This window comes from Streptomyces sp. H27-D2 (assembly GCF_035828615.1).
GTDB lineage: Bacteria > Actinomycetota > Actinomycetes > Streptomycetales > Streptomycetaceae > Streptomyces.
This window is the reverse complement of sequence record NZ_JAYMZR010000016.1, coordinates 43,591-63,701: the sequence shown is the minus strand read 5'-3', so window position 1 is coordinate 63,701 and position 20,111 is coordinate 43,591. Positions and strand designations below refer to the sequence as shown.

Here is a 20,111-nt window from a genome sequence, read left to right as displayed (position 1 = left end):
TGCGCGGTCCTTCTCCTCCCACACGGCTTGCCTTCGCCTATGCCCGCCCGGCCGGCGCGCCCTCGGGCTGCTCGCTCGAGAAGGCGAAGTCCGCCTTCTCGCCGTACACCGCGTCGAAGGACAGGCCGAAGGCGTCGGAACGCCCGCTGGCGCGACTCAGCACGAACTCCGGTGCGAACCCGAACATTGCGTTCTTGACCGTCGTCGGGTTTCCGTCGGCCCCGGTCAGAGGCTCGAATTCGAGGTCGGACTTCCCGCCGACGGCGAGGCGGGGCTTGTCCCCGTTCGTCAGGGAGACGCTCGCCCGCTCCATGCCCAGGTACTCGCCGAAGAACTGCGCGATTTCGCCGAACGTCCCGCCTTCGCGACCGGACACGATGCGCTCGACCGCAGCGGCCTGCTCATCCTTCGCGCCCTCGTCGACGACAATGCCCACCTTCCAGTCACCTGAGGTCAGGTTCGAGGGAAAGTGGTTGTAAAGGGCGAAGTCGACCCCGGACAGGTCCACTTCATCCAGGCGTCCTTCGGCCACATGGAAGCCGACCATGCCCAGGCACTGCTCGCCTCCCTGCGCATCACGGGGTTTCGCATCGACGGCGCACCCGCAGACCATCACACACGAACAACCGGCAAGGTAGTTGCCGGAGATACTCCACGTCATGACTCCTCCTGCTCCCCCGCTCGATCTCCATCGCCCGAAGTCACGGACGATGCCGACGTCGGGAGTGAGCGGCGGGGAGCGTTCGTTCGGCGGTGAGTGCAGGGAGCACCCTGGACGACTCGGTACGGAGTACGCGTCGAGCCGCCCGCCGCGATTCCGCGCAGGCAAAAAGACTGGCGCGGTGGGAGCACCCATCACCGCCTCCGTTCCACCGGTGCCTCAGGCCCCCGGGGACTTCGTCACTTCAACGCTACGCCCACTCGGCGGTGCAGGCATCCGGCAGCCCCGGTCTCCGGGCGGGCCGCTGCCGCCCGTCGCACCTGCTCCTGTCGATTCCGAGCGGGGCCGTGGCCTGCTGCTCGTGCGGCTCTGCGCCGACAGTTGGGGCGGTTACGCGCTGGGGGACGAGGTGTTCGGGGCGGCGGGCAAGCCGCTCTGGTTCGAGCTGGCGCGGCCGGGGGCGGGGCTCGCGGGGACCGGGGCGTTCGACGTCGCGGCCTGACGGCGGGCGCGGCCCCGGGGAAGCGGTCACCCGGAGCGCGCCCGCCCCCTCACTGCTGCTCGATCGGCAGCCCCAGTTCGAACCACACCACCTTGCCCGTACTCAGCCGCGTCGCGCCCCAGCGTCGCGCCAGCCGGTTCACCAGGTAGAGGCCGCGGCCGCCCTCGTCGGACAGACTGGCCTGGCGCAGCCGGGGGAGTTGGGGGACGTCGTCGCCGACTTCGCAGCGCAGTACGTCGGTGCGCAGCAGCCGCAGGGTGATCGGGCGCTCGGCGTACCGGACCGCGTTGGTGACGACCTCGCTGACCAGCAGTTCCAGCGAGTCGGTCAGCTCCTCCAGGTCCCAGCGCGCCAGCGCCCGGCGGGCCAGGCGGCGGGCCTGGCCGGCGGTCTGGGCCTTGGGGTCCAGGTACCAGTAGGCGACGTCGCTCGGCGCGATGCCGTCGAAGCGGGCCGCCAGCAGGGCGATGTCGTCGTCACGGTCGCCGGGGCCGAGTATGTCCAGCACCTCGTCGCAGAGCGGTTCCAGCGGCGGCGGGTTGGGGCCGGTCAGCCGGGCCGTCTCCGCGACCTTCTCGCGGAGCTGTTCGATGCCCGTCCAGACGTCGCGGACCCGGGACTCGACCAGTCCGTCGGTGTAGAGGATGAGCGTCGCGCCCTCCGGGGCGTCCAGCTCGACCGCCTCGAAGTCCACCCCGCCGACGCCGATCGGCGCGCCCGGCGGTATATGCAGCACCTCGGCCCGGCCGCCGCGGTGCAGCATGACGGGCGGCGGATGGCCCGCGTTGGCGATGACGATGCGGTGCGCGACCGGGTCGTAGACCGCGTACAGGCAGGTCGCCATCCGGTCGCTGCCCAGCCGCTGCGCCTGCTCGTCGAGGTGGTGCAGGACCTCCTCGGGCGGCAGGTCGAGGCCGGCCAGGGTCTGCGCGGTGGTGCGGAGCTGGCCCATGATCGCGGCTGAGGTCATGGAGTGGCCCATCACGTCGCCGACGACCAGCGCGACCCGGCTGCCGGGCAGCGGAATCGCGTCGTACCAGTCGCCGCCGACCCGCGCGGTCTCGGCCGCGGGCAGGTAGCGGCTCGCGAGCCGCACGCCGGTGGGCTGCGGGAGCGAGTCCGGGAGCATGGTGCGCTGCAACTCGTCGGCGATGTACGCCTCGCGGCCGTAGAGCACCGCCTTGTCGATGCCGAGCGCGGTGTGGGTGGCGAGCTGCGCCGCGACGAGCAGGTCGTCGGGGTCGAAGGCGGGACGGTCGGATCGGCGCAGGAACACGGCCGCGCCGATCACCCGGCGCCGGCCGCGCAGCGGCGCGAGGATCACCCGGTAGCCGGTGGGTACGGCCCGGTTCTCACCGAGCAGTTCGGGCAGCGCGGCCTGTGCGGCGGCGGAGTCGGCGAACACCGGCCGTACGCCGCGCAGCACCTCGGCCAGCGGTCCGCCCGGTCGCACCTCGCACACCTCGGCGGCGGCTCCGCTGACGGAGATGCCCAGGTCGGGGTGCGGGGGGATGAGCGGCAGCCGGATGCCGCCGGTGTCCGAGTCCTGGAGCCCGCTGGACAGATCGGGCAGCCGGTCGGTGCGGCGCAGCCGCAGTGAGACGGGTCCGGTGGGGCGCTCGTCGCCGACGGGCAGCGGGTCGCGCAGGTAGACGAGGATCGCGTCGGAGAACGTCGGCACGGTGGCCCGGCACAGGCCGAGCACGATCTCATCGAGGTCTATGCCGCGGGCGATCCGGCGGGTGGCCGCGCCGATGAAGCGCAGCCGGTCGCCGCCGGCGGTCCGGGTGGTCTGGAGGCCGGTGGAGCCGATGGTTCCACCGGGGTAGCCGGGCCGTACGGGCTGGTCGGGGTCCTCGGGCGGCAGGGCGCGCTCGGGCGGGCGGCCCGGCTGCGGCTGCTGTCCGGCGGGGATGCCGCTCGCGGGTGTGCTCCGGCCGACCGGGCCGCGGGCCGTGCCGCGACCGCCGCCGCGAGTGCCGCTCGGGCCGGAGCTCCGGGCGGAGGGGCGGGTCGCTTCGGGGGTGCCGGGCTTCGGCTGCGGGGCGTCGGCGGGCTCGGGCTGAGCCGCGTGCTCGGGGCGGGGCCGGGGCGTCGGATCGTCGCGGTGGTGGCCGACGGCGCCGGGGGCCGCCGTACGGGCGCGTTCGCTGCCCGGGGCGCCGGCGCCGCGCGCCGCGGCCCGCCGGGCGGCCTCGGCCGCGTTGCGGTCAGGGGCGCGGTCGGGCGCGCGCTCGGGCGTGCGGTCGGACCCGCGCTCGGGCGCGCGGGATTCACGGGGTGGAGCGGCGGCTGCTCCGGGGCCGGTCGCGCCGGGGTCCGGCGCACTGCGGCGGGCCGGCGGGCGGCGACGGCCGGAAGCCGGTTCCGGCTGCTCGCCGGTCGTGTCAGCGGCGCGCTGTAACGCCGTGCGGGGGTCCGGGACAGCGAGGTTCGTGTCCTCGGCCGGGGCCGGAGACTGGTTCGCCGGCCCGGGGGCCGGGGCGGCCGAGGCCGCCTGCCGTGCCTCGTGCGAGGTGGGGTGCTCCGTCACGCGTAGGGTTTCCATCCGTCCGGGGCTGCGCGTCGGGCGCGCCGCGTGTCAGGCGCGTCGTCGGCAGTTCAGGAAGAGCTGCATCTCGGGGGCCACGTCCGTACTCGCCGGTGCGTAGGCCAGGCAGTCCTCCCCAGCGATCTCGAAACCCGCCTCGCGCACGACCTGGCGCAAATCATCTCGCAGGTAACCCGATACCCGGATCGCGTTGCCCAGGAACGGAATCGAGAAGTCGTCCACGTCGGCCTCGACCATGGCCAGTGCCAGCAGCCCCCCGGGCCGCAGCAGTCCGTGCAGCATACGCAGAGCGTGCGGAACCTCCGCGCGCGGGAGCATCAGCAGGGCGAAGAAGGCGGCGACGCCGTCGAAGGGGCCCAGGCCGCTGTCCGCGAGCTCGGCCAGGTCGAGTTGGTGGAAGGTTCCGCCCGGCACATTGTCGCGGGCGAGTTTGACCATGACGGGGGACAGGTCGACGCCGGTGACGTGGTGCCCGGAGTCGGTGAGCTGACGGGCGGTCGGCAGTCCGGTGCCGCAGCCGACGTCGAGGATGCGGGAGCCGGGCGGCAGCGCGGCGGCGAGCCAGTGCCCGGAGGCGAGCTGGCCCTCCTTGTGCGGGAACGCCTCGTCGTAGCGGTTGCCGATGGCGTCGAACGCGTCGGCCTGGCCGGCCCGGTCGAGGGCCAGCCGGGGGTGGCCCTGGTAGCCCGGGTACCCCGTTTTGCGGGGCTTGCCCTTTTTGTGCTGACCGACCGGAGCATCGCGTTTGTCCTGGATGCCCTGATCGGCCTGCTTGGCCGGAGATCGCTCGGGTTCGTCGGCCGGATGGCCGCCGCCCCCGTGTTCGCTGCCTGCTGCGGTGTCGGTGCGGTGACTGTCGTCGCTCACTCCTGCGCCCCTCCTGTGACCGTGGGTCAATCCTTACGCGTGGTTGGGGAGTTGTGCCTGCTCAGTGGTGCGGAGGACGATCCTACGTTTGAACCACGGGGGCGCATCAAGGGGCTCATGAGGTCATGCGCGCCGGTGTGCGATCCCAGTCCTCCGGGAGGGCCGGAACGGACCACTCCGGATTCGGCCGCCAATCCTCCCAACCCGCGGAGAACGGCGCTCCCCACGCCTCGATCACGTCGATCGCGGAACGCCCCGCCTCCCGCACCGCGCCCGCCTGGGCGGCGGACATCAGCCCGACCCGCTGGGCCTGCGCGAACTCGTCCTCGTCGAGCCAGGCCCAACTGCGGTCAGGGTGCACCACGATGTCCAGGAAATGGTCCTCGGAGTCGACGCCGCCCTTCCAGCGGCGCAGCGGCTCCTCCAGGTTCACGTACCAGTTCTTGAAACGCCACCCCCGGTCCCAGAACAGCCAGACCGACCACGGTTCGCGGGGGCGCGCTAGCTTCAGCACGCCGGTGCCGAACCAAGGGCCGCGGGTGACGGCCCGCGGCTTCGTATAGCGGGTGACCAACGGCTCACGGTGCACCGGAGTGCCGTCCGTGAGCACCGGTTTCACGCAGGCGGTGCCCGGCGCCATCCAGGCGGCGAGCAGGTCGGGGCCGTCCTCGACCACGGTCATCGGCCGGCAGATGTGCACCCGGTCGCTGGCGTTGCCGCGGTAGCGCCAGAGGATCTGCTCCCCCGGCGCCCAGTGGGCGGCGCCCGCACCGCCGGGGCCGCCGCTGCCGTTCGTATCCACCGTGTCCGCTGTCATGAACAGATCTTAGGCGCGGGAAGATCGCCGCGCTGTGAGCTTGCGCACAACAATTTTCCCCCAAGGGCGCGCCGGCGGCGGCGAATCCGGCCCAACCAGGGCGCGCGGGGGCGCCCCGGCGGCGACCGCGCCGGCCGCCCCCCGGTGACCACACCCCGTCGACGCTCTACGGCCGGGTCATCCGCAGCACGTCCAGCGCCTCGTCCAACTGCTCCGCGGTGAGCAGGCCGCGCTCGACGTAACCGCCCGCGAGGACCACCTCACGGATGGTCAGCCGCTCGGCGATCGCCCGCTTGGCGATCTTCGCCGCCTCCTCGTACCCGACGTAGCGGTTGAGCGGGGTGACGACGGCCGGCGAGGACTCGGCGTACTCACGGGCCCGGTCCACGTTGGCCGTGATCCCGTCGACCGTACGGTCGGCGAGCAGCCGGGTCACGGTGGACAGCAGCCGGATCGACTCCAGCAGGTTCTTGGCGATGACCGGCAGCATGACGTTCAGCTCGAAGTTGCCGGACGCCCCGGCGACGGCGACCGTGGCGTCATTGCCGGTCACCTGGGCGGCGACCATCAGCACCGCCTCGGGGATCACCGGGTTCACCTTGCCCGGCATGATCGACGAACCCGGTTGCAGATCGGGCAGGTTGATCTCGGCCAGCCCGGTGCGCGGCCCCGAGGCCATCCAGCGCAGGTCGTTGGAGATCTTGGTGAGGCCGACCGCGATCGTCCGCAGCTGGCCGGAGGTCTCCACCAGCCCGTCCCGCGCGCCCTGCGCCTCGAAGTGGTCGCGCGCCTCGGTCAGCGGCAGCCCCGTACTGCTCGCGACCTCGGCGATCACGGCGGCCGAGAAGCCGGGCGGGGTGTTGATCCCGGTGCCCACGGCCGTGCCGCCGAGCGGCAGTTCGGCGAGCCGCGGCAGCGACGCGCGCAGCCGCTCGACGCCGTAGCGCATCTGCGCCGCGAACCCGCCGAACTCCTGGCCCAGCGTCACCGGCGTCGCGTCCATCAGATGCGTACGCCCCGACTTGACCACCGTCGCGAACTCGCCCGCCTTGCGCTCCAGCGCGACCGCCAGATGCTCCAGCGCCGGGATCAGCTCGCCGGTCACCGCGCCCGTCGCCGCGATGTGGATCGAGGACGGGAAGACGTCGTTGGACGACTGACTGGCGTTCACCTGGTCATTGGGATGCACATCGCGGCCGAGCCGCGCGCTCGCCAGGGTCGCGATGACCTCGTTGGCGTTCATATGGGAGGACGTGCCCGAGCCGGTCTGGAACACGTCGATGGGGAAGTGCTCGTCCCACCGCCCCTCCGCGACCTCCGCGGCGGCCGCCCCGATCGCCTCGGCGACGTCCTTCGCGACGACCCCCAGCTCGGCGTTGACCTTGGCCGCCGCCGCCTTGATCCGCGCCAGCGCCGCGATGTGCGCGCGCTCCAGCCGCTGTCCGGAGATCGGGAAATTCTCCACGGCGCGCTGCGTCTGCGCTCGCCACTTGGCGTCCTCGGGGACTCGCACCTCGCCCATGGAGTCGTGTTCGGTCCGGAAATTCGTGCCGGTCGTGTCATTGCCGTCGGTCATCGTCAGGCACCTCCTGAAGGCTGAGCGCTGGTCCTGTTCCGGATGTTCCCCAGCGGGCCGGATGCGCCCCCAGCGGGTCCGGCCGCAGCGGGTCCGGCCACCAGTAAATGCGGTGGGCGGCGGCTGGGACGGGAGCGGCTCCGGCCGGACGCCGCGCGGCGGCGGAGGGGCCGCCGCTACCCGTGCAGCGTCGAGGTCAGCGCCCCCACCGGGTCCTGGTCGGCCTCGCCCTCCGGCCACCAGTCGTCCCGGCCCCTGTCCGAGCGGTACGGGTACCAGAAGCCGTCCTGGCCGTAGCGGAGTTGGATGACTCCCGAGGGGTTGGTGAGGCGGTTGCGCCAGATGGCCATGGGGGGCCGGTCCGCGGCGGCCAGGGCGCTGCGGGCGCGGTCGAAGTTGCCGGCTGGGGGGTCCCAGGGGGTTTCCAGTACGGCCAGGCCCGCCGCGCCGCCCTGGAGCCAGGCGGCGGCCGCGCGGGCCAGGCCGTGCGGCGTGCGGTCGTTGGACTTGGCCAGTGAGGCGTACAGGTCGCGGGTCGCGGCGGTGAGGCCGGAGCCGGGGTGGGCGGCGGCCAGCCGGACCGCGTCCTGCCAGCGGGTGAGGCCCGCGAGGGGGTCCGCGCCGGTGGTCAGCAGGGTGTGCGCGCGGGCCGTGGCGTCCGTGGCCAGCAGGTCCAGGGCCAGCGGGTCGGGGGCGCCCGCGCCGCCGCCGGGGTACGCGGGCGGCCGGCCCGGGTGCGGGGCGGGCGGCATCGGGGCGGGGAGCGGCGGCAGCGTGCGCGGCGCGAGCGCTTCGCGGGCGTTCACCCCGGGCAGCACGGCCGCGGACTGCCGCTCGCGGGCGGACTGGACCGCGTTACGCCGGTCCAGCTCGTCGAGCAGCTCGCGCTCGCCCCGGCCGCGCATCAGGAGCAGCACGAACGGGTCCGTGTCCAGCAGCCGGGCGCACTGGTAGCAGAGGGCGGCGGCGTGCTTGCACGGATGGCCGTCGTCCGGGCAGGAGCAGTCGGGCGCGAGGTCCCCGGCGGCCGGCAGCAGCGAGACGCCCGCTTCCGCCGCGGCCTCCACCAGGGAGTGCGGCATGTCCTTGTCCAGCAGCGCCGCGATATGGCCCGGCTGGGCCGCCGCCGCGTCGAGGAACCGGTCCCACTCCTCGTCCGTGAGCGTCCGCAGCCGGATCTGGGTGCGGTACGGGCGGGGCCTGCTGCCGTGCACATACGCGATGATCCGGCCTGCCTCGACGGTGATCGCGTCGACGTGGCCCGCGCGGGCGTAGGTCCGCCCCCGGTTGAGCCGGCCGGCGTCCAGCGACATCTCCTCCAGGGCCGCTACCCACGCGTCGCCCCACCAGCTCTCGGTGAGCCGCTCGCCGCGCCCCGCGATCGGCTCCAGCGCGGGGAAGGTGCGGCGGCGGTCGGCGGTACGGGCTGCGTCGGCAGGGGGGCGGGTGGCGGCCGTTCCGGCCGGGGCGCGGGTACGGGCTCCGGTGGTCCCCTCGCGGGTGCGGGCCGCGCCGGCCGCGTCACGGGTACGGGCTCGGGCGGCCCCGTCACCCGTAGCGGCCCCGATGCTCGTAGCCCCGTCGCTCGCGGCGGCGCGGGGCCGCTCGGCGGTACGGGGCTCGTCGGCCGGGGCGGCGGCACGGGCTTCGCCGCTCCCAGCTCCGTCGGCCCGCTCGGCACCCGTACGGGCCCCACCGGGCCGCTCGCCGGTCCGCGCTCCATCCGTTCCGGACCGCCTGCCCCGCCTGCCGGGCCGCCCCCTGACGATCCCTGCCCTGGCCTGATCGCTGGCTCGGGCTCCGCCCGTCCGCTCGCGCGTGCGCGCATCCGGCCCGTCGCCCTCGCTCCGGTCCTCGCCCGGCTCCTCGCCGCGCGGGACGTCCTGATCCGTGCTCATCCCGTCCTCCGCAGCGCCACCAGGTCCGCGAGATCGCGGTCGTTCAGCTCGGTCAGGGCGGCCTCGCCGGTGTCGCCCAGCACCGCGTCGGCGAGCGCGCGCTTGGACGCGAGCATCTCGGCGATGCGGTCCTCGACCGTGCCCTCCGCGATCAGGCGGTGGACCTGGACCGGCCGGTGCTGTCCGATGCGGTACGCGCGGTCCGTCGCCTGCTCCTCCACCGCTGGGTTCCACCAGCGGTCGAAGTGGATGACGTGTTCCGCGCGGGTGAGATTGAGGCCCGTGCCCGCGGCCTTCAGCGAGAGCAGGAAGACCGGGATCTCGCCGGACTGGAAGCGGTCCACCATCTCCTCGCGCCGGGGGACCGGCGTCCCCCCGTGCAGGAGTTGGGACGAGATGCCCTGCGCGGTCAGGTGGTCCGAGAGCAGCCGGGCCATCGACACGTACTGGGTGAAGATCAGCACCGCGCGGCCCTCGGCGAGGATCGTGTCCAGCAGCTCGTCGAGCAGTTCCAGCTTGCCCGAGCGGCCCACCAGCCGCGTCGAGCCCTCCCGCAGATACTGCGCCGGGTGATTGCAGATCTGCTTGAGCGCGGCCAGCAGCTTCATGACCATCCCGCGCCGCGCGATGCCCTCCGCGCTCTCGATCACCGCCATCGTCTCGCGCACGACCGCCTCGTAGAGAGACGCCTGTTCGCGGGTGAGCGCGACCGGGTGGTCGGTCTCCGTCTTGGGCGGCAGCTCGGGCGCGATGCCCGGGTCGGACTTCTTGCGGCGCAGCAGGAACGGGCGCACGAGACGGGACAGCCGCTCCGTCGCCTCGTCGTCCTCGCCGCCCTCCACCGCGCGGGCGTGCCGGGCGCGGAAGGACTTCAGCGGGCCGAGCAGGCCCGGCGTGGTCCAGTCGAGGAGGGCCCACAGCTCGGAGAGGTTGTTCTCCACGGGCGTGCCGGTCAGCGCGACGCGGGCGGGCGAGGGGATGGTCCGCAGCGCCTTCGCGGTCGAGGAGTACGGGTTCTTCACATGCTGCGCCTCGTCGGCGACGACCATGCCCCAGCGGTGCTCGGCCAGTTCGGGGGCGCTGCCGCGCATCGTGCCGTACGTGGTGAGGATGAAGCCGCCGGTTGTGCCGGTCGGGCCTGCTGTGTCATCGAGGGTGGCGGGGGCGTCGAGGGTGCGGCCCGCGCCGTGGAAGCGGCGCACCGGGGTGCCGGGGGCGAAGCGCTCGATCTCGCGCTGCCAGTTGCCGAGCAGCGAGGCGGGGCAGATCACCAGCGTCGGGGCGGTGCGGGCGCGGTGCAGGTGGAGGGCGATGACGGTGATCGTCTTGCCGAGGCCCATGTCGTCGGCGAGGCAGCCGCCCAGGCCCAGCGAGGTCATCAGGTCGAGCCAGCCGAGGCCGCGCAGTTGGTAGTCGCGCAGCGTCGCGTCGAGTCCGGCCGGCTGGGCGAGGGGCGTCGCGCCCGCGATGAGCCGCTCGCGCAGGGCGGCCAGCGCGCCGACCGGGACGGCCTCGACACTCTCGCCGTCCACCTCCGCGCTGCCGCTCAGCGCGAGCGCCAGCGCGTCGACCGGGCCCAGCAGCCCCAACTCGCGCTTGCGCGCCTTGCCCACGAGCAGCGGATCGACCAGCACCCACTGATCGCGCAGCCGCACCACCGGCCGGTGGGCCTCGGCCAGCGCGTCCATCTCCGCCTCGGTGAGCGGCACCCCGCCGACCGCCAGCTGCCAGCTGAACTTCAGGAGTTCGTCGCTGTCGAAGAAGGTCGTGCCGTCGGTGGCGGAACCGGGCGCGGCGCCCACGACGGCGGTGGCGGTCAGCGTGCGGGCCAGGTCCCTGGGCCAGTGCACGGCGACCCCCGCCGCGCCCAGCCGGGTCGACACCTCGCCCAGCAGCTCGTACAGCTCGTCCTCGGACAGCGGCAGCACGTCGGGCACCGGCCGCTCCAGCAGCCGGCCCAGCGGCTCCCACAGCCGGGCCGCCCGGCGCAGCGCCAGCGCGGTGTCGATCCGCACGCGCGGCCCGAAGTGCTCACCGCCGCCGCCCGACCACAGCTCCGCCGCGTCGATGACGATCGTCGGGTCGGCGAGGCTGTGCACCTGGACGATGGCGGCGCCCGCGTGCCGCTCGCCGCCGCCGTTCTCGTCCTCGGCGTCGTCGGGGTCTGGCTCTGGGTCTTCCCCGATGTCGAACAAGTCGGATGCCTTCAGGTCCAGCCGCAGCGAGACCCGCACCCCGGCGTCCATGCCCGCCGCGACCTCGGCCGCCCACCCGCGCGCGTGCGGCAGCCGCTGCGGCTCGCGCGCCGCGAAGGGCGCTCCCACCGCGTGGGCCGCCGCCGGGGTGCGCGGCAGCGTGTCGGCGACCGCGTCGAAGAAGGCCCGCACCAGGGCCTCGGCGTCGGGCAACTGGAGGGGCTTGCGCCCGGCGAGCGGGGCCGCGTGGGCCTCGGGGGGCATGGCGGCGGCGATGGCCCGTACGTACGCGGTGTCCTCGGCGTCCAGCGGCCCGGCCCGCCACGCGTCCTGATCGGCGGCGGTCAGCCCCGGCAGCAGCCGCCCGCGCGCCACGAGGTGCAGCGCGTGCAGCGCCGCCGCGCCCCAGCAGCGGGCGGCTGGGTGGGCGCCCGGTTCGTTCCGGGCGCGGACCAGCAGCGGCACGGCCTCGGCCACGGACAGCAGCACGGCCGGGACGGTACGGCTGCGTACGCCGGAGCCGTGCCGCCGTACGACCGTCAGCTCCTCGACGGCGTAGCGGCTGACCACATCGGCCCCGTCGGCGGCAGGCTCGCCCCCGCCCGGCCGCGCGGGGAGCTCGTCGCCCTCGGGCGACCAGAACGCCAGCAGCCCCTCGCGCGGCAGCTCGGCCGGCACGAAGACCACCGCGCACCGCACCAGCCCGCCGACCGGGCTCACCTGCGGGCGTCGCGCCACCATCGCTCCCGCCCCGTTCCTGTTCCCGTGCGCGCTTTTCGCTCGCGCTTTTTCGTTCCGTACGGTCCCCGAGTCTAGAAGCGAGGTCTGACAGTCGGCACGGCCGTCGACGGGAGAGCGGGACGGGGGCCAGGGGGCCGGCGGGCGCGCCGACGGGACCGGGCCGCGGCGCTACGCCCCCTGGCGGACCGGAATCGTCAGCATCGTGGGCGTGGTCTCGATCGACGCGAAGAAGTCGTTCCCCTTGTCGTCCACCACGATGAACGCCGGGAAGTCCTCGACCTCGATCTTCCAGACCGCCTCCATGCCCAGCTCCTCGTACTCCAGGACCTCGACCTTCTTGATGCAGTCCTGCGCGAGCCGCGCGGCCGGGCCGCCGATGGAGCCGAGGTAGAAGCCGCCGTGCGCGCCGCACGCGTCGGTGACCTGCTGCGAGCGGTTGCCCTTGGCCAGCATCACCTGCGAGCCGCCGGCCGCCTGGAACTGCTCGACGTACGCGTCCATCCGGCCCGCGGTCGTCGGGCCGAAGGAGCCGGAGGCGTAGCCCTCGGGGGTCTTGGCCGGGCCGGCGTAGTAGACGGCGTGGTCGCGCAGGTACCGCGGCATCTCCTCGCCCGCGTCCAGCCGCTCCTTGATCTTCGCGTGTGCGATGTCGCGCGCGACGACCAGCGGGCCGGTGAGCGAGAGCCGGGTCTTGACCGGGTACTTCGTCAGCTCGGCGCGGATCTCGTCCATCGGCCGGTTCAGGTCGATCTGCACGACGTCCGTGTCGAGGTGCTCGTCCGTCGTCTCCGGCAGGAAGCGCGCGGGGTCGGTCTCCAGCTGCTCCAGGAAGACGCCCTCGGCGGTGATCTTCGCGACGGCCTGCCGGTCCGCGGAGCAGGAGACCGCGATGGCGACCGGGCAGGACGCGCCGTGCCGGGGCAGCCGGACGACCCGCACGTCGTGGCAGAAGTACTTGCCGCCGAACTGCGCGCCGATGCCGATCCGCTGCGTCAGCTCGAAGACCTTCTCCTCCAGCTCCTTGTCCCGGAAGCCGTGGCCGGTCGGCGAACCCTCGCCGGGCAGCTCGTCCAGGTAGTGCGCGGAGGCGTACTTCGCGGTCTTCATCGCGAACTCGGCGCTGGTGCCGCCGACGACGATCGCCAGGTGGTACGGCGGGCAGGCCGCGGTGCCCAGCGAGCGGATCTTCTCCTCCAGGAACTTCATCATCCCGGCCTCGTTGAGGACGGCCTTCGTCTCCTGGTAGAGGAAGGACTTGTTGGCCGAGCCGCCGCCCTTGGCCATGAAGAGGAACTTGTACGCGCCGCCGTCGGTCGCGTACAGCTCGATCTGCGCGGGCAGGTTCGTGCCGGTGTTCTTCTCGTCCCACATGGTCAGCGGGGCCATCTGGGAGTAGCGCAGGTTCAGCTTGGTGTACGCGTCGAAGATGCCGCGCGAGAGCGCCTCCTCGTCGCCGCCCCGGGTCAGCACGTTCTGGCCGCGCTTGCCCATCACGATGGCGGTGCCGGTGTCCTGGCACATCGGGAGCACGCCGGCCGCCGCGATGTTCGCGTTCTTCAGCAGGTCGAGTGCCACGAAGCGGTCGTTGGCGCTGGCCTCCTGGTCGTCCAGGATGCGGCGCAGCTGGGTGAGGTGGGCCGGGCGCAGGTAGTGCGAGATGTCGTGCATCGCCTCGGCGGCGAGCTTGCGCAGCGCTTCGGGCTCGACCTTGAGGAACGTACGGCCGTCCGCCTCAATGGTGCTCACACCCTCGGAGGTCACCAGCCGGTACGGGGTGGCGTCCTCGCCCAGCGGGAGGAGGTCCGTGTAGGCGAACTCGGGTTGGGTCGGGCGGGCGACAGGGGGCATGACGGCCATTCCTCACTCGGGCGGCGACTACGGCTGGCTTCTTCGACAGCATCGTCCAGAGTAGAACCCGCTGGTGCGGTCGCGCCGGTGAGGTAAGGCTCACCTCGCACGGCGGGGGCCGGCAAGCCCGACCGGCAGGCCGACCGCCGGGCTCGCAGCGGGCTCCCGACGGGTTCCTGACGGGCCTCCTTCGGGCCGTCCGCCGGCCGTCCGCCGGGTTTCGAGTCGGCACGCGATGGGCCTAGTCGCGATCTATCGCGTTTGGGTACGCTGAGCGCGTGGATGAGTCGTCGCTTCAGAAGCGAGAGCAGCAGCCCGTGCCCCTGGCCAAGCCCGTCGCGGAGGCCGAGCCTTCCGGGGCCGGGCCCTCGGCAGCCGGCGCGCCCGCCCCGTACGTCGCGTCCTCGGCCATCGCCTCCTCGGCGATCCGCGCCTCCGACGCGGACCGCGACCGGGTCGCGGACCTTCTGCGGGAGGCGCTGGCGGAGGGGCGGCTGAGCGCCGCGGAGCACTCCGAGCGGATCGACGGGGCCTACCGGGCCAAGACCCTCGGCGAGCTGGAGCCGCTGGTCCGCGATCTGCCGGCCGCCCGCGACACGGACCGTACGGGCAGGGCGGCTTCCCCGTCGGACGACGCCCCGCCGCACTCCCGCACCCCGCTCGCCGCGCAGAACCTGATCGCGGTCTTCGGCGCCGCGACCCGCAAGGGCCGCTGGCGCGTCGGCGCGCGCACCAACGCGTTCGCGTGCTTCGGCGGCGTGGAGATCGACCTGACCGAGGCGGTGTTCGAGCGCCAGGAGACCGTCATCAACGCGACGGCGATCTTCGGCGGGGTGGCCATCCTGGTTCCGGAGAACGTCACGCTGCGCGGTACCGGCACCGGAATCTTCGGCGGCTTCGATGTGAAGACGTACGAGGCGCCCGACCCGAACGCGCCGGTGATCGTCGTCAGCGGCTTCGCGGTCTTCGGCGGCGTCGAGGCGAAGCCGAAGCTGGGCAAGCGGGTCCGCGACCTGCGGGACCGGCTGCGCAAGGAGTTCGGCGGCTGAGGGCTCGGACGGCGGCTCGGACGGCGGGCTCGAGCTGCGGACCCACTGACCGCTCGGACGTTGGACCCCATCGGCGGTCCGGTGGCCCGGAGCGCCCCGGCGGCGGTCCGCCGCCCGCCCCGCGCCGCCCCGGCGGCCGGAAGTTGATTTCCGGACCATGTCCCGCTGGTAACCGTTGATTTCGCGGAGGTGTGATCCTCGGCGGACCGTCGGCGGGCCCGCGCCGGCCAGTGGTGGGATTTTATGCGAAATCAGTGCTGAAACCGACTGCGGAATCGAAAGTTCCGTATTTCCGGGGCACACACTCCGCGTACGGATGGCCACTCTCGGCATGAAGTGCCTTGCAACGGGTAGGGCTTGCTCCATCGTCTCGTACGGCTGCAAGTGCGAATAGTCGTGACCAGCGAGACGGGCAAGGGTGACTCTTTCGCGAAGCCGTCGTCAGGAGTAGACCGTGCTGCTACCGCATCAGCCCCTGCAGGACGCCGCCATGCCTTCCCAGCGAATGCATGCTCGGGAACAGGTCGGCCCCTGGCACTCGGAGGCGGTGTGCCGCCGGGATGAAGCCGGGCTGTTCTTCGCCCCGTCGAAGGAGCCGACGGCCGCACGGCTGTCGCGCGAGGAGGCCGCAAAACGGGTCTGCGCGCGCTGCCCGGTCATGGTCGAGTGCCAGGAACACGCACTCGTCCAGCCGGAGCCGTACGGCGTCTGGGGAGGACTGACCGCAGCCGAGCGTCGAGTCGTACAGGCTCGCCGCCGGCGCCGGGAAGCCGAGATACAACGCACCACGCGGATCGCCGCCGCTGGATAAGGGGGCGGAGGTACACGTGGCCGACGGGCCGGGGCCCCACCTGATCGGTGGAGCCCCGGTTCGCTCGTGCTGTTCTCGCGGCTGTCGCGCCGGCCGCTCGCGTCACGCCGTCACGGTCGCCGTGCTCAGCGGGCGCGCTCGAAATCGACCGAGCTGTACGCGCGCAGCTTCGACAGCCGGTGGGTGGAGTCGATCTGCCGGATGGTGCCGGACTTGGAGCGCATCACCAGCGACTGAGTGGTGGCGCTCTCGCTGCCGTACCGCACACCGCGCAGCAGTTCGCCGTCCGTGATCCCGGTCGCGACGAAGAACACGTTCTCGCCGCTGACCAGGTCGTTGGTGTGCAGGACTCGGTCCAGGTCGTGGCCCGCGTCGATCGCCCGCTGCCGCTCCGCCTCGTCCTTCGGCCACAGCTTCGCCTGGATGGTGCCGCCCAGGCACTTGATCGCGCAGGCCGCGATGATGCCCTCGGGCGTGCCGCCGATGCCGAGCAGCAGGTCCACGCCGGCGCCTTCGCGTACGGCCATGATCGCGCCGGCCACGTCGCCGTCGGTGATGAACTTGATCCGGGCGCCGGTCTCCCGGATCTCCTTCACGATGCCGTCGTGCCGGGGGCGGTCGAGGATCATCACGGTGATGTCCTCGGGCGAGCTGTGCTTCGCCTTGGCGACGCGCCGGATGTTGACCGCGACGGACGCGTTGATGTCGACGAAGTCGGCGGCCTCGGGGCCGGTGACGAGCTTTTCCATGTAGAAGACCGCTGACGGGTCGAACATGGTGCCGCGCTCGGCGACGGCCAGCACGGACACGGCGTTGGCCATGCCCTTGGCGGTCAGCGTGGTGCCGTCCACGGGGTCCACGGCCACGTCGCACTCGGGGCCGGTCCCGTCCCCGATCCGCTCTCCGTTGTAGAGCATCGGGGCTTCGTCCTTCTCGCCTTCGCCGATGACGACGACGCCGTTCATCGAGACGGTGCCGACGAGCGAACGCATGGCCTTGACCGCGGCGCCGTCGGCGCCGTTCTTGTCGCCGCGTCCCACCCACCGGCCGGACGCCATGGCGCCCGCCTCGGTGACCCGGACGAGCTCCAGAGCGAGGTTCCGGTCAGGAGCCTCGGGGCTTACTTCGAGCTGGGAAGGCAAGTGGTGCTCGGACATCGGAACGCACCTTTCTGTACGGCGACGGCCGGGTGGGCCACGCTCCCCCGATGGCTGCGAGGAGGGTGAGGGTGCTGCCGACTTTATCGGTTCATCGTCAAAGTGAGCAGAGGGCCCCACGCATGAGCGGCGAGAAGTCCGCTGCTGAGGGGCGAGAAGCCGGCCGCTCGGGCGGGTCGGCCGGACCGGCGGCGCCCGATCGACGGGACCGGCGGCATCCGCGCGGCCGGACCGGCGGCATCCACGCGGCTGGGCCCCCGGACTCCGTACGGCTCGGCGCGTGGGGGACGATAGGGGGGTGGCAGCTAAGCGCGGTAGGCAGACGGTGCGGGACATGGTGTTGTCGATGGCGGTCATCGGCGCCGTCGTAGCGGGCATCTACGTCTTCATCCCGCACGATGAGAACAAGGACCCGGTCAAGCCGGTCAGCTACCGGGTGGAGGTGGACACGGCCCGGCGCGCGGCGCCCTACGCGGTGGCCGCGCCCGAGAGCACGCCGAAGGGCTGGCGGGCCACCTCGGTCTCGTACAACGGCCAGAGCCCGGACGGCGCGGTCTGGCACCTGGGCTTCCTGGACCAGGACAAGGAGTACGCGGCCGTCGAGCAGAGCGACGGACCGGCGAAGAAGTTCATCGCGACCGTCACCCAGGGCGCGCGCAAAACGGACGTCGTCGAGCGGATCGGCGGCGTGAAGTGGGACCGCTACCAGGGCTCGCAGTACAACGCGCTGGTGCGCGCGGAGCCCGGGGTCACCACGGTGGTCACCGGTACCGTGCCGCACGCCGAACTCGCGAAACTGGCCGCCGCGCTCAAGGTGAAGAAGACCTGAGCACGACGGCCGGCGGCGCCCGCTGGTGACGCCTCGCCGCGTCGCCGCGACTGAACCGCGGGCCCCCCGGTCCGGGGAGCCGCGCGGTCCCGCCGCAGTGGGTCGGGCGCTGGTTCGGGAGGGTCAGACGGTGCTGACGACCTCGTCGTAGGCCAGCCGCGGGGAGCGCGCGAACCAGGCGTCGTCGCCCGGCTTGCCGATGTTGACGACGGTCAGCACGGAGTGGTCGCCGTCGCCGAAGAACTCCTTGTCGATGCCCGCCGGGTCGTAGCCCGTCATCGGACCCGCGGCCAGACCGGCGGCGCGGATGCCCAGGATGAAGTAGCCGGCCTGCAGCGAGGCGTTGAAGGTGCCGGCCTGCTCGCGGACCGAGCGCTCGGAGAAGAACGCGTCGGCGATGCCCGGGGCGTGCGGGAGCAGCTGCGGGAGCTCCTGGTGGAACTCGTGGTCGGTGGCGAGGATCGCGACCAGCGGGGCGGCGGCGGTCTTCGGCTGGTTGCCCGCGGCCATGTGCGACACGAGGCGCTCGCGGGCCTCGGGGGAGCGGACCAGGACGACGCGCAGCGGCGACTGGTTGAAGGCGGTCGGCGCGTACTTGACCAGGTCGTAGATCGCCTGGACCTGCTCGTCGGTCACCGGCTCGTCGGTGAACGTGTTGGCGGTGCGGGCCTCGCGGAACAGCAGGTCCTGGGCGGCGGGGTCGAGTACGAGAGACATGCGTACAACCTTCTGAGAGCGTGCGAACCGATGGGGCTACGCATCAGCCTACGCCGACTAGATTAAGATTCAACTAAAACTGGGGCAGTGTGCTCCGCTTCACACGCCGCAGTGCGTACGGGGGGCTGACGGGTCCCTGGGCGGTCCCCGAGCGGGTGTGATCGGGGCCTGACCGGCCCCTGAGCGGGGCCTGACCAGGGTGTGACCGGGGCTCTGAGCAGCGCCGTCGTCGGGCCGGGCGCAGCCTGCCGCGCTCAGCCTTCCCCGCTCAGCCCTCCGTGGGGTCCGCCGCCCGGTCCTTCGACTCGGCGAGAGCCGCGTCCAGCCGGGCCCGCGCGCCGTCCAGCCACCGACGGCACACCTTGGCCAGCTCCTCCCCGCGCTCCCACAGGGCCAACGACTCCTCAAGGGTCGTGCCGCCCGTCTCCAGGCGGCGCACGACCTCGATCAGCTCGTCCCTGGCCTGCTCGTAGCCGAGCGTCGAGTCGGTGGACTTCTCGTCCGTCTTGCTCATGGGAACCACCCTGGGTCTGAAGTCTGAAGTCTGAAGTCTGGGGCTCTGGGGCTCTGGGGTGTGGGGCTCTGGGGTGTGGGGCTCTGAAGTCTGGGGTCTGAAAACGACATCGCGGCTGTACGGCGGGGAGCGGTGATCGGGATGCGGCGGGAAGCCCCCGCCGCCTCCTCAGGGCAGCACCCGCACCGTGAAGCCGCCCTCCGCGACCCGGGCGCGCAGCTCCTCGTCCGGCGCGACCTCGTCCGCCGCCCTGACCACCTCGCCGTCCGCCCGCTGCAACACCGCGTAGCCGCGTTGCAGCGTGGCGGCCGGGGAGAGGGCGAGCACCCGCGCGCGGGTGTGCGACAGCTCCGAGTCGGCCCGGTCCAGCAGATGCCCGAGCGTGCGCCGGCCGCGCTCCAGCAGCGCGGAGACCTGCTGCTCGCGCTCGGCCACCATCGTCTGCGGCCGCTCCATGGAAGGCCGCCCCAGCGCCGAGGCCAGCCCCCGCTCCTCGCGGTCCAGCAGCCCGGTGACCGTACGCAGCGCCCGCTCGCGCAACTGCTGGATACGGGCCAGCTCCTCGCCCACGTCCGGCACGACCTTCTTCGCCGCGTCCGTCGGCGTGGACGCGCGCAGGTCGGCGACCAGGTCGAGCAGCGGGGAGTCGGGTTCATGGCCGATCGCGGAGACGACCGGCGTGCCGCACGCGGCCACCGCCCGGATCAGCTGCTCGTCGGAGAACGGCAGCAGGTCCTCGACGCTGCCGCCGCCGCGCGTCACGATGATCACGTCGACGTCCGGCCTGGCGTCCAGCTCCTTGACGGCGTCGGTCACCTCAGACACCGCGCGCACGCCCTGCACCGGGACGTTGCGCACCTCGAAGCGGACCGCGGGCCAGCGCAGCCGGGCGTTCTCCAGCACATCGCGCTCGGCGGCCGAGGCGCGGCCGCAGACCAGCCCGATGAGCTGCGGGAGGAAGGGCAGCGGCTTCTTCCGGTCGAGCGCGAACAGCCCCTCCGCCGCGAGGCTCTTCCTCAGCTGCTCCAACCGCGCCAGCAGCTCGCCGACGCCGACCGGCCGGATCTCGGCCGCGCGCAGCGAGAGCTGGCCGCGCGGCGCGTACCACTCCGGTTTCGCGTGCACGACGACCCGCGCGCCCTCCGAGACGGTGTCCGCGATCTTGTCGAAGACGGCGCGGAAACACGTCACGCTCAGCGAGATGTCGTACGAAGGGTCGCGCAGCGTCAGGAACACCACCCCGGCGCCCGGTCGCCGGGACAGCTGGGTGATCTGCCCCTCCACCCACACCGGCCCGAGCCGGTCGATCCACCCCCCGATCATCCGGGACACCTCGCCGACCGGGATCGGCGCTTCCGCGGACGTGTTCGCAGCCATA

Annotated in this window: 16 protein-coding genes; 4 read left to right on the top strand and 12 right to left on the bottom strand. The window is 73.0% G+C overall.

The genetic code is table 11. The features are described from left to right. Positions 1 to 37: 37 nt before the first annotated feature. Positions 38 to 661 (bottom strand): DUF1326 domain-containing protein, encoded by a 624-nt coding sequence (locus QMK28_RS09485; RefSeq protein WP_326436599.1) that lies wholly within the window; start codon positions 659 to 661, stop codon positions 38 to 40. A 361-nt stretch (positions 662 to 1,022) separates the two neighbouring features. On the opposite strand from QMK28_RS09485, the gene QMK28_RS09480 reads away from it, so the two are divergent. Then, the gene (locus QMK28_RS09480; RefSeq protein WP_326436598.1) at positions 1,023 to 1,163 is read left to right on the top strand and encodes a hypothetical protein; all 141 of its coding nucleotides are present in this window, start codon (positions 1,023 to 1,025) and stop codon (positions 1,161 to 1,163) included. Between the two features lie 49 nt (positions 1,164 to 1,212). Here QMK28_RS09480 and QMK28_RS09475 read toward each other — a convergent pair whose 3' ends face one another. From QMK28_RS09475 to QMK28_RS09445, 7 genes are all read right to left on the bottom strand, one after another. After that, positions 1,213 to 3,696 carry a SpoIIE family protein phosphatase gene (locus tag QMK28_RS09475; protein WP_326436597.1) on the bottom strand — a complete coding sequence of 828 codons (2,484 nt, stop codon included), beginning with the start codon at positions 3,694 to 3,696 and terminating at the stop codon, positions 1,213 to 1,215. Between the two features lie 48 nt (positions 3,697 to 3,744). Further along, the gene (locus tag QMK28_RS09470; RefSeq protein ID WP_326436630.1) at positions 3,745 to 4,380 is read right to left on the bottom strand and encodes a class I SAM-dependent DNA methyltransferase; all 636 of its coding nucleotides are present in this window, start codon (positions 4,378 to 4,380) and stop codon (positions 3,745 to 3,747) included. 316 nt (positions 4,381 to 4,696) lie between these two features. Further along, on the bottom strand, positions 4,697 to 5,398 hold the full coding sequence (gene fomD / locus QMK28_RS09465) for a cytidylyl-2-hydroxypropylphosphonate hydrolase (protein WP_326436596.1): 702 nt from the start codon (positions 5,396 to 5,398) through the stop codon (positions 4,697 to 4,699). Between the two features lie 166 nt (positions 5,399 to 5,564). Beyond that, positions 5,565 to 6,974 carry a class II fumarate hydratase gene (locus QMK28_RS09460; protein ID WP_326436595.1) on the bottom strand — a complete coding sequence of 470 codons (1,410 nt, stop codon included), beginning with the start codon at positions 6,972 to 6,974 and terminating at the stop codon, positions 5,565 to 5,567. Positions 6,975 to 7,150: 176 nt separating this feature from the next. Continuing rightward, the gene (locus QMK28_RS09455; RefSeq protein WP_326436594.1) at positions 7,151 to 8,872 is read right to left on the bottom strand and encodes an SWIM zinc finger family protein; all 1,722 of its coding nucleotides are present in this window, start codon (positions 8,870 to 8,872) and stop codon (positions 7,151 to 7,153) included. Next, positions 8,869 to 11,808 (bottom strand): DEAD/DEAH box helicase, encoded by a 2,940-nt coding sequence (locus QMK28_RS09450; protein WP_326436593.1) that lies wholly within the window; start codon positions 11,806 to 11,808, stop codon positions 8,869 to 8,871. Before QMK28_RS09450 ends, QMK28_RS09455 begins: the two co-directional genes overlap by 4 nt. A gap of 168 nt (positions 11,809 to 11,976) precedes the next feature. After that, positions 11,977 to 13,656, bottom strand: a complete 1,680-nt coding sequence (locus tag QMK28_RS09445) for a fumarate hydratase (protein ID WP_326436592.1) — start codon at positions 13,654 to 13,656, stop codon at positions 11,977 to 11,979. Positions 13,657 to 13,979: 323 nt separating this feature from the next. Here QMK28_RS09445 and QMK28_RS09440 point away from each other — a divergent pair, with 323 nt between their 5' ends. Next, positions 13,980 to 14,705 (top strand): DUF1707 SHOCT-like domain-containing protein, encoded by a 726-nt coding sequence (locus tag QMK28_RS09440; protein WP_443050608.1) that lies wholly within the window; start codon positions 13,980 to 13,982, stop codon positions 14,703 to 14,705. Between the two features lie 490 nt (positions 14,706 to 15,195). Further along, complete coding sequence (locus QMK28_RS09435) at positions 15,196 to 15,516, top strand: WhiB family transcriptional regulator (RefSeq protein ID WP_326436591.1); 321 nt, start codon at positions 15,196 to 15,198, stop codon at positions 15,514 to 15,516. A 125-nt stretch (positions 15,517 to 15,641) separates the two neighbouring features. Here QMK28_RS09435 and glpX read toward each other — a convergent pair whose 3' ends face one another. Continuing rightward, positions 15,642 to 16,673, bottom strand: a complete 1,032-nt coding sequence (gene glpX / locus QMK28_RS09430) for a class II fructose-bisphosphatase (protein WP_326436590.1) — start codon at positions 16,671 to 16,673, stop codon at positions 15,642 to 15,644. Between the two features lie 334 nt (positions 16,674 to 17,007). Between glpX and QMK28_RS09425 the strand changes: the two genes are divergently transcribed. Beyond that, positions 17,008 to 17,502, top strand: coding sequence for a DUF4245 domain-containing protein (locus QMK28_RS09425; protein ID WP_443050604.1), 495 nt, complete (start codon positions 17,008 to 17,010; stop codon positions 17,500 to 17,502). Between the two features lie 123 nt (positions 17,503 to 17,625). Here QMK28_RS09425 and QMK28_RS09420 read toward each other — a convergent pair whose 3' ends face one another. From QMK28_RS09420 to xseA, 3 genes are all read right to left on the bottom strand, one after another. Then, positions 17,626 to 18,219: a malonic semialdehyde reductase gene (locus QMK28_RS09420; protein WP_326436588.1), complete on the bottom strand. Its 594-nt coding sequence runs from the start codon at positions 18,217 to 18,219 to the stop codon at positions 17,626 to 17,628. Positions 18,220 to 18,487: 268 nt separating this feature from the next. Further along, entirely contained in the window at positions 18,488 to 18,733 is a 246-nt protein-coding gene (locus QMK28_RS09415) for an exodeoxyribonuclease VII small subunit (protein ID WP_326436587.1), read from the bottom strand. Between the two features lie 168 nt (positions 18,734 to 18,901). Next, positions 18,902 to 20,110 (bottom strand): exodeoxyribonuclease VII large subunit, encoded by a 1,209-nt coding sequence (gene xseA, locus QMK28_RS09410; RefSeq protein ID WP_326436586.1) that lies wholly within the window; start codon positions 20,108 to 20,110, stop codon positions 18,902 to 18,904. Position 20,111 lies beyond the last annotated feature (1 nt).